Below are 14,751 nucleotides of genomic sequence, written 5' to 3'. Positions count from 1 at the left end.
ACTGCCGCCACCGACGAAGGAGAGCCACCCGTGGAACCTGACTTCAGCAAGTACCAGCTCGAGGGCGACAACTCGATGTATGCCGACGCCAGCGGCCTCGTCGTCCCGGTCGTCACCCGCGGTGGGCTGGAGGTCGGCGACACCGGCCAGTCGGAGGGCGCCAGCCGGATCTCCGGCGTGAGCATCCAGCACACCCCGGCGACCCGGCTGTGGTTCGGCAAGGTGAGCAACGAGGCCGGCTACCGCTCGGCACCGCATCACCACGGCGAGGCGGAGACCGGCGGCTACGTCCTCTCGGGCCGAGCCCGCATCTACTTCGGCGAGCGGTTCGAGGACTACCTGGACATGGCCGAGGGCGACTGGGTCTTCGTGCCGCCGTTCATGCCGCACGTCGAGTGCAACCTCGACCGCAACAACCCGCTCACCTGGATGACGACCCGCACCCCCGAGAACATCGTCGTCAACCTCCTCCAGGTCTCCGACGACGAGCTGCGCAACTGGGCGGACCGCCCGTGACGAGCACCCCCGGCGGGGCCCAGGCGCCCACCTCGGAGATCGTGACGAGGGCACTCGAGCTGGAATCCGTTGCAGCACAGCACTTCGACGTCGCCTTCACGGCGACGACGCAGCCCTGCCCGTGGCCCAAGGCGTATGGCGGTGACATGGTCGCGCAGGCCGCAGCAGCGGCGATGCTCACGGTGACCGACGGCAAGAGCATGCACTCGATGCACAGCTACTTCATGCGCCCCGTCGACATCGGCGCGCCCGTCACCTACGAGGTCGAGGTGCTCCGCGACGGCCGCGGCTACGCCACCCGCCAGGTCCGTGCCTTCCAGAACGGCAAGGCCGCCTACACCTGCCTCGCCAGCTTCGCTGCAGGCGAGCCCGGGGGCCGGTATGCCGCGTCGGCGCCTGCCGACATCGCCGTACCGGACACGCTGCCCAGCTCCGCGGCATACCTGCTCGACCGCACGCCGGGCGGCGACTCGACGATGACGGCGGAGTCGAAGGAGTACTGGTCCGGCGGGCGCAGCTTCGACATGCGACACGTGCCTGGACCGGTCTACCTCGAGGTGGACGGCGGCCGCACGCCCCAGCAGGCCTTGTGGGTCAAGCCTTTCGACGCCCTGCGGCCGGTCGACGGGCTCACCGACGCCCAGCGCGACCTGGCCGTCCTCGCCTACGTCTGCGACTACACGATCCTCGAGCCGGTGCTCCGGGTCCTCGACCTGCCCTGGGCGCGGCCCGGTCTGGTCACCGCCAGCCTCGACCACGCCATGTGGTTCCACCGGCAGCCGGCGCCCGGAGCCCTCGACGACTGGCTGCTCTACGCGCAGGAGGCGGTGTCCGCCGACTCCGGTCGTGGTGTCGGCCTCGGCCGCTTCTTCACCCCCGACGGCGAGCACCTCGCGACCGTCGTGCAGGAAGGCATGATCCGCGCCACCACCGGAGGTCAGTGATGTCCAGCTCGCCGGTCGCGCTCTCTCCGAGCGGCTACACCGACACGTTCGCCCGCGACCACCTGCCGCCCGCCGGCGACTGGCCGACCCTGGAGTTCACGACGCCCGAGCTGCAGTACCCCGACCGGCTCAATGCCGCGGTCGAGCTGCTCGATGCGACGATCGCCAGGCACGGCCCCGACCGGCCGGCGCTGCGCACGCCCGACGGCACGGTGTGGAGCTACGGCGAGCTGCTTCGGACCGTCAACCAGGTCGCAGCCGTGCTGACCGACGACCTCGGACTGGTGCCCGGCAACCGCGTGCTGCTGCGCTCACCCAACAACCCCTGGACCGTGGCCGCCTGGCTGGGCACCCTCAAGGCCGGCGGCGTGGTCGTCACGACGATGGCGGCCCTGCGTGCCCGCGAGCTCGGCCCGATCGTCGAGAAGACCAAGCCGTCGATCGCCCTCGTCGACCTGCGCTCCGTCGTCGATGCCATCGAGGTCCGCGACACCCTGGCGCCCGACCTCGTCGTCGTGCCGTACGGCGACGGAGGCCCGAACGACCTGCTGGCCAGCCGCTGCGCCACGAAGTCCGGTGAGTTCACTGCCGTCGCCACCGCTGCGGACGATGTCGCCCTGTTCGGTCCGACCTCGGGCAGCACCGGCGTCCCCAAGATCACGACGCACTTCCACCGCGACATCCTGTCGATCGACAACACCTTCGGACGCCACACGCTGCGGCTCACCGAGGACGACGTCGTCGCGTGCACGGCGCCGTTCGCGTTCACCTTCGGGCTGGGCATGCTCGTGGTCTTCACCCTCCGCGCCGGCGCGTGCGCGCTGGTCACCGAGCAGGCCACGCCGGCGCAGCTCGCCGAGATCGTGGAGGAGCACGGGGTGACGGTGCTCGCGACGGCCCCCACGGCATACAAGCAGATCATGAAGGCCGGCCACCTCCACAAGCTCAAGGGGCTCCGCATCGCGGTCAGCGCCGGCGAGCACATCCCGCAGGAGGTCTGGGAGACCATCCGCTCCGAGCTCGGGCTGGCCATCGTCGACGGCATCGGCGCCACCGAGATGCTGCACATCTTCATCTCCGCCGCCGGCGACGACATCCGTCCGGGGAGCACCGGACGGCCCGTCCCCGGCTACCGCGCCACGATCCTCGGCCCCGACGACCAGCCGGTCGCTCCCGGCACCGAGGGACGGCTCGCCGTGATCGGGCCGGTCGGGTGCCGCTACCTCGACGACGACCGGCAGCACGCCTACGTCGTCGACGGCTGGAACGTCACCGGCGACACCTTCGTGCAGGACGAGGACGGCTACTTCTTCTACCGGGCCCGCACCGACAGCATGATCGTGTCGTCCGGCTACAACATCGGCGCCCCGGAGGTCGAGGCCGCCATCGACGGACACCCAGACGTGGTCGAGGCCGGAGTCGTCGGCGAGCCCGACCCCGAGCGCGGTTCCATCGTCAGCGCGTTCGTCGTGCTCCGCGAAGGAGTGGTCGGCGACGACGCCAAGGCGCGCGAGATCCAGGACCACGTCAAGGCGACGTTGGCGCCGTACAAGTACCCCCGTCGGGTCCGGTTCGTCGACCAGCTGCCACGCAACACCAGCGGCAAGCTCCAGCACTTCAAGCTCCGCGACCTGACCCAGCACCAGCCGGCAGAGCGCGACCAGGCAGAGGAGAGGACCTCATGAGGATCGCGATCGTGGGTGGCGGCCCCGGCGGCCTCTACCTCGCCGCCCTGATGAAGCAGCTCGACGCGGGCCACGAGGTGACCGTCTGGGAGCGCAACGCCCCGGACGACACCTTCGGCTTCGGTGTGGTCTTCTCCGACGAGACGCTCGGCGGGATCGAGAGCGCCGACACCACGATCTACCGGGCGATGGAGAGCCAGTTCGCGCGGTGGACCGACATCGACGTCGCGATCGACGGGCAGTCGTCGACGATCGGCGGCCAGGGCTTCGCGGCGATGAGCCGCAAGGAGCTGCTGCGCATCCTGCAGGGCCGGGTCGCCGAGCTCGGCGTGCAGGTCCACTACCGCACCGTCGCGCCCGATGCCGACGAGCTGCGCGCCTCCCACGACCTCGTCGTCGCCGCCGATGGCCTGAACTCCCAGGTGCGCGGCAGGTACGCCGACGCGTTCGGCCCCAGCCTCGACCCGCGGCACAACAAGTACATCTGGTTCGGCACCGACCTGGTCTTCGAGGCCTTCCAGTTCATCGTGCGCAACACCGAGTTCGGCACCATGCAGATCCACGGCTATCCCTACTCGGACCGGGGATCCACCTTCATCGTGGAGATGCACGAGGACGTCTGGCGCCGGGCCGGGTTCGACCGCACCGAGGACCAGGTGTTCCCGCCCGGGGTGTCGGACGAGTATGCCGTCGAGCGGGTCGCGGAGATCTTCGCCGACGACCTCGGCGGACACCGCATCCTCACCAACAACTCCAAGTGGCTGAGCTTCACGACGGTGCGCAACGCCAGCTGGCACCACGACAACGTCGTCCTGATCGGCGACGCCGCGCACACCGCCCACTTCTCCATCGGGTCGGGCACCAAGCTCGCCATGGAGGACGCGCTGGCCCTGGCCGCCTGCCTGCACGAGCACGACTCCGTCCCGAAAGCCCTTGCCGCCTACCAGGACGAGCGCAAGCCGGTCGTCGAGTCGACGCAACGCGCGGCGCAGGCCAGCCTCGAGTGGTTCGAGAACATCGGGATGTACGCCGACCAGGACCCCGACGAGTTCGTCTTCAACCTGCTCACCCGCTCACGCCGGATCACCTTCGAGAACCTCAAGGACCGCGACACGGAGTTCGCCGCCCGCATCCAGGGCGCGTTCGCGCGACAGGTGGCCGGGGGCGACGAGCTGGCACCGGCGATGTTCCAGCCGGTGCGCATCGGATCCCTGGAGCTGAAGAACCGCGTCGTCCTCTCCCCGATGGACATGTACTCCGCGGTCGACGGTCTGCCCGGTGAGTTCCACCTCGTGCACCTGGGGTCCAAGGCCCTGGGCGGGGCCGGCCTGGTGATGTCGGAGATGACCTGCGTGTCACCCGAGGGCCGGATCACCCTCGGCTGCCCGGGGCTGTGGACCGACGAGCAGCGCGACGCCTGGGCACGGGTCGTGCGGTTCGTGCACGAGCGCAGCACCGCGAAGATCGGGCTGCAGCTGGGGCACTCCGGCCGCAAGGGCTCGACCAAGCTGATGTGGGAGGGCATGGACGAGCCGCTGCCCGAGGACAACTGGGAGGTGGTCGGACCATCGCCGCTCCCCTACGGCGAGGGCTGCCACCTCCCCCGCGAGATGACCCGCGCCGACATGGACCAGGTGGTCGTCGACTTCCGCGACGCAGCCCGGCGCGGCATGGAGGCCGGCTTCGACCTCGTCGAGGTGCACGCGGCGCACGGCTACCTCTTGTCGTCGTTCCTGTCCCCCATCTCCAACCAGCGCACCGACGAGTACGGCGGGTCGCTGGAGAACCGGCTCCGCTTCCCCCTCGAGGTCTTCGACGCCGTGACCGCGGCCGTCCCCGCCCACGTGCCGGTCACGGTGCGCATCTCGGCGACCGACTGGATGCCGGACGGCAACACCGAGCACGACGGCGTCGAGATCGCGCGCGCCTTCATCGCCCACGGCGCCGCGGCCATCGACGTCTCCTCCGGACAGGTCACCAAGGACGAGAAGCCGGCCTTCGGGCGGTCCTACCAGACCCCGTTCGCCGACCGGATCCGGCACGAGGCCGCCCGGCCGGCCGGGGTCGCGGTCATCGCGGTCGGCGCGATCTCGTCGCACGACGACGTCAACTCGATCCTCCTCGCCGGGCGCGCCGACCTGTGTGCCCTCGGCCGGACCCACCTCTACGACCCGATGTGGACCCTGCACGCGGCCGCGGAGCAGGACTACACCGGGCCGGCAGCCGAGTGGCCCGACCCGTGGAAGGCCGGGCGACGCCGGCCGCCCACGGCGCGCACCGACAAGATCCCGCCGCGACTGGCCCTGCTGCGCGAGGGCACCGAGGACGCGGTCCACCTGCGCTGGCGTCCCGGCGCGAGCGAGGCCGCAACGCCGACCCCCACGCCCGTGTCCGCGTGAGCACCGCCGCACCCGGAGCCGACTGGACGGACGGCAACGCGGATGCGCGCCCCGTCCTCGCGTCCGCGACGCTGCGCTCCAGGATCGAGTGGGTCGACACCGACGCCGCCGGGATCTACCACAACAGCACCGTGATCCGGCTCGTGGAGGCCGCCGAGGCCCACCTCGCCCGCGAGCGCGGGATGGACGGATACTTCCCCGTCGCGCCCCGCGTCCGCTACGAGGCGGATTTCGAGGCGCCGCTCTTCTTCGGGCAGGAGGTGACGACGACGGTCTCGGTGGTCGAGCTCGGGAGGTCGTCGATGACCTTCGGGTTCGAGGTGTGGGGCGAGGAGTTCGAGCAGGCCCCGCGCGTCCGGGCCGCGCGTGGTCGCTACGTCACGGTGCACCTCGACCGCAGCGCACCGGGGCGAGCCACCAGCGCGCCGTGGCCGGCCGAGTGGGTCGAACGCCTCGGCGGCGGCCCCGCCTAGGCTTCCGCCATGGCTTCCCCGCGCGTGTCCGTCATCATCGCCAGCACCCGCCCGCACCGGATCGGCCACCAGGTGGCGCAGTGGGTGCTCGACGCCGTGCCCGCGGACCTCCACGTGACGGTCCACGACCTGCGCGAGATCGGGCTGCCCTTCCTCGACGAACCCGGCCAGCCCGCCGACGGCCACTACGCCCACGAGCACACCCGTCAGTGGTCGGCCAAGATGCTGGCGACCGACGCCCTCGTGCTCGTCATGCCGGAGTACAACCGCGGCTACAACGCCGCCCTCAAGAACGCCATCGACTACCTCTACGCCGAGTGGGAGGGCCTGCCGGTGGGGTGTGTCGGCTACGGCTGGCACGGCGCGAGCTACGCCAAGTCGGCGCTGCGGCAGACCCTCGAGCGGGTCAAGATGACGGTGGTCGACGGCCCGGGGCTCGCGTTCGGGAAGACCCTCACCCAGGAGGGCGTGGTCAGTGCCGGCCACGAGGACGACCAGGCCCTCGCCGCGATGTTCGAGGAGCTCCGGGCCAAGGCGCGCACGAAGGTCCCCACCGTCGCCCACGACTAGGATGGGCCGCTGGTGAGCCGGGAAGTCTGGTCGGCGGCGTCGTTCGACGTCCTCCCCGTCGCCGACCCCTGAGGAACCCATGAGCCTCAACCCCCTGCGGCCCCGCCTCTTCGCCCGCACCACGTGGCAGGAGGCGCAGCACGTCGCAGGAGCCCTGCGCACCGAGACGGTCGGCGGTGCGCTGCTCCTCCTGGCCGCCACCGCGGCCCTGGCCTGGGCCAACTCACCGTGGCACGCGGCATACACGGGCTTGCGCGACACCACGATCGGGCCACCCGCGCTGCACCTCGACCTCACCCTCGGGCAGTGGGCTGCCGACGGCCTGCTCGCCCTCTTCTTCTTCGTCGCCGGTCTCGAGCTCAAGCGCGAGTTCCTGGTCGGCGAGCTGCGCACCCCGGCCAGGGCCGCGCTGCCCGTCGCCGCCGCCCTGTGCGGCGTCGCCCTCCCCGCCCTGGTGTATGCCGTGACCGTCACCTTCCTGGGCGCGGGGGGTGACGCGTTGCGCGGGTGGGCGATCCCGACGGCCACCGACATCGCCTTCGCGCTCGCCGTGCTCGCGGTGATCGGCACCCACCTGCCCTCGGCGCTGCGCAGCTTCCTGCTGACGCTGGCGGTCGTCGACGACCTCGTGGCGATCACGATCATCGCGGTCTTCTACACGCAGCGCCTCGACCTCCCGCTGCTCGCCCTCTCACTGGTCCCCCTCGCGCTCTTCGCTGCACTGGTGCAGCGGCGGGTGGCGCACTGGTGGCTGCTGCTCCCCCTGGCTGCCCTGACGTGGGGACTGGTGCACGCCTCGGGCATCCACGCGACCGTGGCCGGGGTGCTGCTCGGGCTGGCCGTGCCGGTGAAACCGCGACCCCGGGCGTCCCGGGTGGCCCGGGTGCCGGCCGTGCGCCCGCTGGCCGCCGACGTCGACGTGGCGCACCGGCTGGAGCACCGACTGCGACCGCTGTCCGCTGGGGTCGCGGTGCCGGTGTTCGCCTTCTTCGCGGCGGGTGTGCCGGTGGTGGTGGGCGGCGGCTTCGGCGACAGCCTGGCCGACGAGGCCGCCCTCGCCGTGGTGCTCGCCCTGGTGCTCGGCAAGCTGGTCGGGGTGTTTGGCGGGACGTGGGTCTTCGCGCGGTTCACCAGGGCCGAGCTCGACGACGACCTCGCCTGGTGGGACGTCGTCGGCCTGTCGCTGCTGGCCGGCATCGGGTTCACCGTCTCGCTCCTCGTGGGAGAGCTGGCCTTCGGTGCGGGCAGCCCGCGAGACGAGCACGTCAAGCTGGCCGTCCTGGTCGGCTCGCTGGCCTCCGCGGTCCTCGCCACCGTGGTGCTGCGCGCCCGCAACCGGGTCTACCGGCGGCTCTGGGAGCTGGAGTCGCGCGACGACGACGACGCATCGGCCGAGGTCACGGGTGTGGACGGCGAACGACGCCGTTAGGGTTGGGAAGCCGGCAGACCGGACACGAGGAAGCGAAGGTGAAGGCGCATGGCTCCCAACCAGCTGAACAGCGACGGCACCGAACGGACCATCGGACAGCTCGTGGCCGATGCCACCCACGACGTCTCGACCATCGTCCGTAGCGAGATCGCGTTGGCCAAGGCCGAGATCGCGGCCGACGCCAAGCGCGCCGGGGCAGGGGCCGGCATGTTCGGGGCGGCTGCGTTCGTCGCGCTGCTCGGGCTGATCTTCCTGTTCCACACCATCGTGGCCGTGATCGACATCTGGCTCCCCGAGTGGGCGGGCTACCTGATCACCACCGGCCTGCTCTTCCTCGTCGCCGCCGTCCTCGCGCTCCTCGGCCGCAGCAGCATGAAGAAGATCAAGGGCAAGCCGGAGCGCACCATCAAGAACGCCCAGGACACCGTCACCGCCGTCAAGTCCGCGTCCTGAGCGCGGCCACCCCCACGCAACCTCCACCCGGCCACCGCGACACCCGACCCATCCACCGACACCCAGCCGAACGGCATACCCAGCCATGAGTCTCGACGCCTCGATGGCCCTCATGGAGGGCCCGTGGGAGCACCGCTTCGTCGCCGCCAACGGCGCGAGGTTCCACGTCGCCGAGCAGGGCGAGGGCCCGATCGTGTTGCTGCTGCACGGTTTCCCGCAGTTCTGGTGGGCCTGGCGGCACCAGATGGCTGCGCTCGCCGAGGCCGGCTACCGCGCCTGCGCGATGGACCTGCGGGGCTACGGCGCGTCCGACAAGCCGCCGCGTGGCTACGACACCCGCACGTCGGCGACCGACGTCGCGTCGGTGCTGCGCTCGCTCGGTGGGTCGCGCGCGGTCGTCGTCGGGCACGGTTGGGGTGGCTGGATCGCCTGGAGCATGCCGACCCTGCAGCCCACCGTGACCCGGGCGATCGCCTCGCTGTCGATGCCCCACCCGCTGGTGTTCCGGAAGGCGTCGTTCGCGAACCTGCGCCAGCTCAAGGCCAACGCCTACCTCGGTGGGCTGCAGCGACCGTTCGTCCCGGAGCGGCAGATGACCGTGCACGGCGGGTACGTCCAGCGGCTGCTGCGCGAGTGGGCCTCGCCCGAGGGCATCTGGCCCTCGCCGGAGGAGGCCCGGATCTACTCCGACGCGATGGCGCTGCCGTTCGTGGCCCACTCGGCGGCGGAGTACTACCGCTGGGTGGTGCGCAGCCAGGTGCGGCCCGACGGGTGGAAGTTCGCCGCCCGGATGAAGACCCCCATCAACCTGCCGGTGCTCCAGCTGCACGGTGAGCACGACGGCGCGGTGCTGGCCGACCCGGCGGCCGGCTCGGCGGCCTACGTGACCGGCCGCTTCGAACGGCACCTGGTGCCGAACGCAGGCCACTTCCTGCCCGAAGAGGCGCCCGACGTGGTCAACCAGCACCTGCTCGACTGGCTCGGCACCCTCCGCTGATCCACCCCTTCTCCCACTTGTTGCCACCTGATCGTCACCAGACCCCTCGAACCGCCGGTCGGTGACCACCAGCGCGCAACCAGTGGGGGAAGTCGGGAGAAGTGTCGGGTGAGAGGGTATGCCGCGGGCGTCAGCCGGCGACGCAGGCGCCGGTGTCGACCGGGGTCGAGGCGCTGGACGCGGCGTCGAGGACCGGCTTGGCCTCGTCCATCGTGAGGGCGTACCCGGTGCTGGGGTCGTCGAGCGACTTGGCGAACACGACCCCGACCACCCGGCCGTCGGTCGACAGCAGCGGGCCACCGGAGTTGCCCGGACGCACCTGCGCGTAGAGCGAGTAGACCTCGCGACTGGTGCCGGGCTGGCCGTAGATGTCCGAGCCTCGGGCGTCGACGACCTCACGGACCCTGGCGGCGTCGAGCCGGTAGGGACCGTCGAGCGGGAAGCCCGCCACCACCCCGCTGTCGCCCCGGGCCAGGTCGGGTCCCTGGCTCAGCGGGTCGGCGGGCAGACCGGGCACGGCGAGGACGGCCAGGTCGCGCTTGGCGTCGAAGATGACCACGCGGCCGACGTAGGACCGTCCGGTGCCGTGGATGCGCAGGGTGGCGGTGTCCATGCCGGCGACGACGTGGGCGTTGGTCACCACCCGCTCCCGGGCGACGACCCAGCCACTGCCCTCCTGGCCACGGTTGCAGGCATCGGCGACCCCGGTGATCTTGATGACCGAGGCCGCAGCCTGTCGTACCCCGGCGGTCTGGGCGACTGAGGGGTCCGGAGGGGCGATCGGCGCGATCCGCTCGCTCTCGAGGCCGTCGAACACGCGGGGGAAGCCCTCACGGTCGAGCACCTCGCGGAACGACGCGAACAACCGAGACGTGCCCGGGGGCACCACGGTGTCGATGGCGCGCAGCACGCGCGACTCACCGATGGCCTTGGCGATCGGGGCCGGGGCGCCACCGCGGAGGGCTCCGGCGATGAACCAGACGAGCACGGCGGCCGAGAGGACGACTGCGACCGCCCCGAGGCTGGCGTCGAACCACTGGGCGGGCTTGATCTTCAGCTTGGACCGCAGCGACCCACCGACCGCCACGGCGATCGCCTGCCCGCTGGACGCGAGGATGAACACCCCGGCGATCAGGACGACCGACCGCAGCAGCGGAGACGACTCGAGCTCGGTCCAGTGCTCGATCCCCTTCGGGATGAGCCACATCGCGAGCGCACCCCCGGTGAGGAACCCGGCGAGCGACAGCACGCTGACCACCAGGCCCTGCCGGAACCCGGTGAAGCCGTAGCTGATGAACAACAGGATCAGCAGGTAGTCGAGGACGGTCAGTCCGAGGAACATCAGGCTCGGCCTTCCGTCGCGGTCCGGGTCAGGGCGTCCTGCGAACCCCCTGGCCGGTAGCGGTCAGGAAGCGGACGCTCGACGCTACGGTCCCACGGAACGGTCAAACCACCGAAATCGAGCACAGCGGACAGGAGTCCCGCCGTGAACCCCCAGACGAACAGCCCGTCGAACTCGAAACCGGGCCCGCGGTAGCCGCTCGGGTGCGACACGGTGAACCGGGCGGCCGGGTCGAGCAGGTCGGCCAGCGGCGCCCGGACGGCCCGGTGCACCTCGATGGGGTCGACCGTGTCGAGGGGGCTCGGCTCCCGCCACCACCCGAGCACCGGCGTGACGACGAACTGGCGTGGGCTCAGGTAGATGTCGGGCAGCTCGGCCACGACGTCGATGGTGGCGGGGTCGATCCCGACCTCCTCCTGCGTCTCGCGCAGGGCAGCGGCAGCGTCCGAGGCGTCGGACGGCTCGCGCTTGCCGCCGGGGAAGGAGATGTCACCGGGCTGGGTGCGCAGCGTGTGGGCGCGCTCGGTGAGCACCACGTCCTCGCCCCCGCCCTCGGACGGCCCGAACAGGATCATCACGCTGGACCGCCGACCACCCTCCGGCGGCGGGGCGAACGTCTCGAAGTACCCCCGGTCGGCAGCGGCGATCGCGTCGCGGGCGCGGTCGATCCAGGCGGGACGAGCGACGGTCACGGCGCGAGGGTCCCGGTCGCCGCGGCATACGGGTTGGTCGCCCCGGGCGCGAGCTCGAACTTGAGCAGCTTCTCGGCCTTGACCGGGTCGGTCTCACCCACCCCGTAGGAGGGGCACAGCCGGGCGACCGGGCAGGCGCCGCAGGCCGGCTTCTTGGCGTGGCAGGTCCGGCGACCGTGGAAGATCAGGACGTGCGACAGCATCGTCCACTCCTTGCGCGGGATCAGCGCCCCGACCGCGTGCTCGACCTTGACCGGGTCGTCCTCGGTGGTCCAGCCGAACCGGCGCACCAGCCGGCCGAAGTGGGTGTCGACCGTGATGCCGGGGATGTCGAAGGCGTTGCCGAGCACGACGTTCGCGGTCTTGCGACCGACGCCGGGCAGCGTGACGAGGTCCTTCATCCGCGGTGGCACCTCACCGTGGAACCGCTCGACCAGGTCCGCGCCGAGCTTCATCACCGAGTTGGTCTTGGCCCGGAAGAAGCCGGTCGGCTTGAGCAGCGTCTCCATCTCCTCGCGGTCGGCACCGGCGAGGGCCGCGGCGTCGGGGTAGCGCGCGAACAGCTGCGGCGTGACCTTGTTGACCATCACGTCGGTGGTCTGCGCGGACAGGACGGTCGCCACCAGGAGCTGCAGCGGGTTGTCGAAGTCGAGCTCGCAGTGGGCGTAGGGGTAGTGCTCGTGGAGCAGCCGGTACATCCGCCGGGCACGTCGGGTCAGGGCGACGGGGGACTCGTCGCCAGCGGCGCGCGCGGGAGCTCCAGACACCAGCACAGACTACGGGGCGGCACAGACATCCGACGTGGCACACTGTCGCCCGTGGATCACGACGTGGTGAAGAAGGCCCCGCTGTTCGCAGCGCTGGACGACGAGGCGTCGACGACGCTGATGGCCTCGATGACGCAGACCCGCCTCGAGCGCGGCGACGTGCTCTTCACGGAGGGTGACCAGGGCGACCGGCTCTACGTCATCCGCGAGGGCAAGGTGAAGCTCGGGCGGCGCAGCGCCGACGGCCGCGAGAACCTCGTCGCCATCCTCGGCCCCGGCGAGATGTTCGGCGAGCTCAGCCTCTTCGACCCCGGCCCGCGCACCATGACCGCGACCGCCGTCGCCGAGACCCAGCTGCTCGGCATCGGCAACGACGACCTCAACGGCCTGCTCGAGGGCCGCCCCAGCGTCGCCAAGGTCCTGCTGGCCGCGCTCGCCAAGCGCCTGCGCCGCACCAACGAGAACCTGGCCGACCTCGTCTTCACCGACGTCCCCGGTCGCGTGGCGAAGGCACTGCTCGACCTGTCGGCCCGGTTCGGCCGCCCGGTCGAGGAAGGCATCCTCGTCGCCCACGACCTCACCCAGGAGGAGCTCGCCCAGCTGGTCGGCGCCTCCCGCGAGACGGTCAACAAGGCGCTCGCCGACTTCGCCACCCGCGGCTGGCTGCGGCTCGAGGCCCGTGCGGTGCTGCTGCTCGACGTCGAGCGCCTCAAGCGCCGCGCCCGCTGACCTCGGCCCCTTCCCGCCTCTCTTCGCCGGTTCGATGTAAAAACGCCGGTCTTTCCCGGCGCGTTTACATCGACCCGCAGGAGTGTCAGCCGCGCGCCCGGAGGTAGTCCAGGTGGGCCGCCACGCTCTGGGCCGCGGCCGGCCAGACCTCGCGGGGCACGTCGGCATACACGCGCTCGACCACGGCCAGCACCGGGTCGGCTGCGGTGGCCGCGCCGTCCGCGAGCGCCTGGCGCACCTGCTCGAGCCGCTCGGCACGGTGGGTGCGGTAGAACGCGACCATCGCCGACGCGTCCGGCACGACCGGCCCGTGCCCGGGCAGGATCGCGGTCACCTCGCCGTCGCCCGTGAGCCGGGCGATCCGCTCCAACGACGCGAGGTATGCCGCGAGCTCACCGTCAGGGTGCGCGACCACCGTGGTGCCGCGGCCCAGGACGGTGTCGCCGGTGAGGAGGGCATGGTCGGCGGCGAGCGCGAAGGACAGCGAGTCAGAGGTGTGCCCGGGCGTGGCGACCACTCGCAGGTCGAGGCCACCGGCGGTCACGACGTCGCCGTCCGTGAGGTCGTCGTGGCCGCGACCGACCGCCCGGGTCGGGGCACCGGTCAGCTCGGCGAAGCGGCCAGCTCCCTCGGCGTGGTCGGCGTGGCCGTGGGTGAGGATGGTCTGCGCGACACGGGCACCCCGCGCGCTGACCGCGTCGACGACTGCGCGCAGGTGGCCCTCGTCGAGGGGGCCGGGGTCGATGACGACGGCGTCGGTCGAGCCGGGCTCGAGCAGCACCCAGGTGTTGGTGCCGTCGAGGGTCATCGGGCTCGGGTTGGGGCAGAGGACGCAGAGGGCCCGCTCGGTCACCTGTCCGCCGTGCCAGTCGCCGAAGGCCGCCGACGGCTCGGGCGCCTGCGCCATTCCTGAGGTCATCGGGGGAGGTCCGCCCGCATCACCAGGCCGTCGCCGGTGTCGACCAGCTCGGGCTGCACCGGAGCGATCACCGGGGTCTCCGCGATGAACGCCGCGGCCGACGTCGCCGCAGCGACCTCCTCCACCGCCACGACGGTGGGCGGCAGCATCAGCGCCCGCCCGTCGCGCCAGGCCTCGAGGAGGTCGGCCGGACGCACCCAGTCGGCGACGTCGGCCTCGGTGGTGTCGTCGTCGGCGCGCTGTCCCTGCGGCACGGCGGCGCTGAAGAACCGGGTGTCGTAGCGACGCACCTCGAACTCGGGGGTGATCCAGTGCGCGCGGTAGCCCAGCAGGTCGGAGCGCAGCAGCAGACCGTGCTCCTGCAGGACCTCGGAGAGGGACGCCTCGCGGTCGAGCAGTCGGCGACGCTGTTCGTGCCAGTGGTCACTGCTGACGTCGGAGATCACCTCGTCGGGTGACGTTCCGGCCAGCAGCACGCCGGACTCCTCGAACACCTCACGCACCGCAGCCGCGACCAGCACGCGGGCGGTCGGCTCGTCGACCTCCAGACGGTCGGCCCACTCGGCTGGGGTCGGTCCGGCCCACGGCAGCGCCGCATCGGCGTCACGCGGGTCGACCCCGCCGCCGGGGAACACCATCATCCGCGGGGCGAACTCCATGCTGGCGACCCGGCGCAGCATGAACACCTCGACCCCGGCCGACCCGTCACGCACGAACATGACGGTGGCGGCGCGCTTGGGCGGCACCGGTCCCGACGGGTCGGGCGCACTCAGCCAGGCGTCCGCCCTGGCCCGCAGCGACGGGGAGTCGGCGATCGGGAACTCGCGCCTGACCAC

15 protein-coding genes are annotated in these 14,751 nt (G+C 71.7%); 10 read left to right on the top strand and 5 right to left on the bottom strand.

Features of this window, described 5'->3' with window-relative positions; all coding sequences use genetic code 11:
* The first annotated feature begins 75 nt into the window (after positions 1-75).
* From ASG91_RS05850 to ASG91_RS05810, 9 genes are all read left to right on the top strand, one after another.
* Positions 76-516 (top strand): cupin domain-containing protein, encoded by a 441-nt coding sequence (locus ASG91_RS05850; protein WP_200961243.1) that lies wholly within the window; start codon positions 76-78, stop codon positions 514-516.
* On the top strand, positions 513-1,460 hold the full coding sequence (locus tag ASG91_RS05845) for an acyl-CoA thioesterase II (protein ID WP_056921646.1): 948 nt from the start codon (positions 513-515) through the stop codon (positions 1,458-1,460). The genes ASG91_RS05850 and ASG91_RS05845 overlap by 4 nt, the downstream gene beginning before the upstream one ends.
* Positions 1,460-3,145 (top strand): AMP-binding protein, encoded by a 1,686-nt coding sequence (locus ASG91_RS05840; protein WP_056921645.1) that lies wholly within the window; start codon positions 1,460-1,462, stop codon positions 3,143-3,145. Before ASG91_RS05845 ends, ASG91_RS05840 begins: the two co-directional genes overlap by 1 nt.
* Positions 3,142-5,544 (top strand): bifunctional salicylyl-CoA 5-hydroxylase/oxidoreductase, encoded by a 2,403-nt coding sequence (locus ASG91_RS05835; RefSeq protein ID WP_056921644.1) that lies wholly within the window; start codon positions 3,142-3,144, stop codon positions 5,542-5,544. Before ASG91_RS05840 ends, ASG91_RS05835 begins: the two co-directional genes overlap by 4 nt.
* Positions 5,541-6,017 (top strand): thioesterase family protein, encoded by a 477-nt coding sequence (locus ASG91_RS05830; protein WP_235545431.1) that lies wholly within the window; start codon positions 5,541-5,543, stop codon positions 6,015-6,017. Before ASG91_RS05835 ends, ASG91_RS05830 begins: the two co-directional genes overlap by 4 nt.
* A gap of 9 nt (positions 6,018-6,026) precedes the next feature.
* Entirely contained in the window at positions 6,027-6,587 is a 561-nt protein-coding gene (locus ASG91_RS05825) for an NADPH-dependent FMN reductase (RefSeq protein ID WP_056921643.1), read from the top strand.
* Between the two features lie 79 nt (positions 6,588-6,666).
* Positions 6,667-8,016 carry a Na+/H+ antiporter NhaA gene (nhaA, locus tag ASG91_RS05820; protein ID WP_056921642.1) on the top strand — a complete coding sequence of 450 codons (1,350 nt, stop codon included), beginning with the start codon at positions 6,667-6,669 and terminating at the stop codon, positions 8,014-8,016.
* Between the two features lie 48 nt (positions 8,017-8,064).
* On the top strand, positions 8,065-8,469 hold the full coding sequence (locus ASG91_RS05815; RefSeq protein WP_056921641.1) for a phage holin family protein: 405 nt from the start codon (positions 8,065-8,067) through the stop codon (positions 8,467-8,469).
* 85 nt (positions 8,470-8,554) lie between these two features.
* A complete protein-coding gene (locus ASG91_RS05810; protein WP_056921640.1) occupies positions 8,555-9,466 on the top strand; it encodes an alpha/beta fold hydrolase in 912 nt (303 codons plus the stop codon).
* Between the two features lie 130 nt (positions 9,467-9,596).
* On the opposite strand, the gene ASG91_RS05805 is transcribed toward ASG91_RS05810, so the two are convergent.
* Genes ASG91_RS05805 through nth form a run of 3 tightly spaced genes read right to left on the bottom strand, consistent with a single transcriptional unit; the run spans position 9,597 to position 12,198 of the window.
* Complete coding sequence (locus tag ASG91_RS05805; RefSeq protein ID WP_056921639.1) at positions 9,597-10,808, bottom strand: MarP family serine protease; 1,212 nt, start codon at positions 10,806-10,808, stop codon at positions 9,597-9,599.
* Positions 10,808-11,500 carry a CoA pyrophosphatase gene (locus ASG91_RS05800; protein ID WP_235544059.1) on the bottom strand — a complete coding sequence of 231 codons (693 nt, stop codon included), beginning with the start codon at positions 11,498-11,500 and terminating at the stop codon, positions 10,808-10,810. Before ASG91_RS05800 ends, ASG91_RS05805 begins: the two co-directional genes overlap by 1 nt.
* On the bottom strand, positions 11,497-12,198 hold the full coding sequence (gene nth / locus ASG91_RS05795) for an endonuclease III (protein ID WP_082593942.1): 702 nt from the start codon (positions 12,196-12,198) through the stop codon (positions 11,497-11,499). The genes ASG91_RS05800 and nth overlap by 4 nt, the downstream gene beginning before the upstream one ends.
* Before the next feature lie 120 nt (positions 12,199-12,318).
* Here nth and ASG91_RS05790 point away from each other — a divergent pair, with 120 nt between their 5' ends.
* Entirely contained in the window at positions 12,319-12,996 is a 678-nt protein-coding gene (locus ASG91_RS05790) for a Crp/Fnr family transcriptional regulator (RefSeq protein ID WP_056921638.1), read from the top strand.
* An 85-nt stretch (positions 12,997-13,081) separates the two neighbouring features.
* Here the strand turns inward: ASG91_RS05790 and ASG91_RS05785 are convergent, their stop codons facing one another.
* A complete protein-coding gene (locus ASG91_RS05785) occupies positions 13,082-13,915 on the bottom strand; it encodes an MBL fold metallo-hydrolase (protein ID WP_082593941.1) in 834 nt (277 codons plus the stop codon).
* On the bottom strand, positions 13,912-14,751 hold the full coding sequence (locus ASG91_RS05780; RefSeq protein WP_056921636.1) for an NUDIX domain-containing protein: 840 nt from the start codon (positions 14,749-14,751) through the stop codon (positions 13,912-13,914). The genes ASG91_RS05785 and ASG91_RS05780 overlap by 4 nt, the downstream gene beginning before the upstream one ends.

Source organism: Phycicoccus sp. Soil802 (genome assembly GCF_001429605.1).
Classification (GTDB): Bacteria; Actinomycetota; Actinomycetes; order Actinomycetales; family Dermatophilaceae; genus Pedococcus.
This window is presented reverse-complemented; position numbering and strand designations above follow the sequence as displayed.

Coding starts and splice junctions, on each gene's coding strand:
- ASG91_RS05850 (WP_200961243.1), top strand. CDS start 76: ATGTATGCCGACGCCAGCGGCCTCGTCGTCCCGGTCGTCACCCGCGGT.
- ASG91_RS05840 (WP_056921645.1), top strand. CDS start 1,460: ATGTCCAGCTCGCCGGTCGCGCTCTCTCCGAGCGGCTACACCGACACG.
- ASG91_RS05835 (WP_056921644.1), top strand. CDS start 3,142: ATGAGGATCGCGATCGTGGGTGGCGGCCCCGGCGGCCTCTACCTCGCC.
- ASG91_RS05825 (WP_056921643.1), top strand. CDS start 6,027: ATGGCTTCCCCGCGCGTGTCCGTCATCATCGCCAGCACCCGCCCGCAC.
- nhaA (WP_056921642.1), top strand. CDS start 6,667: ATGAGCCTCAACCCCCTGCGGCCCCGCCTCTTCGCCCGCACCACGTGG.
- ASG91_RS05815 (WP_056921641.1), top strand. CDS start 8,065: ATGGCTCCCAACCAGCTGAACAGCGACGGCACCGAACGGACCATCGGA.
- ASG91_RS05810 (WP_056921640.1), top strand. CDS start 8,555: ATGAGTCTCGACGCCTCGATGGCCCTCATGGAGGGCCCGTGGGAGCAC.
- ASG91_RS05805 (WP_056921639.1), bottom strand. CDS start 10,808: ATGTTCCTCGGACTGACCGTCCTCGACTACCTGCTGATCCTGTTGTTC.
- nth (WP_082593942.1), bottom strand. CDS start 12,198: ATGTACCGGCTGCTCCACGAGCACTACCCCTACGCCCACTGCGAGCTC.
- ASG91_RS05785 (WP_082593941.1), bottom strand. CDS start 13,915: ATGACCTCAGGAATGGCGCAGGCGCCCGAGCCGTCGGCGGCCTTCGGC.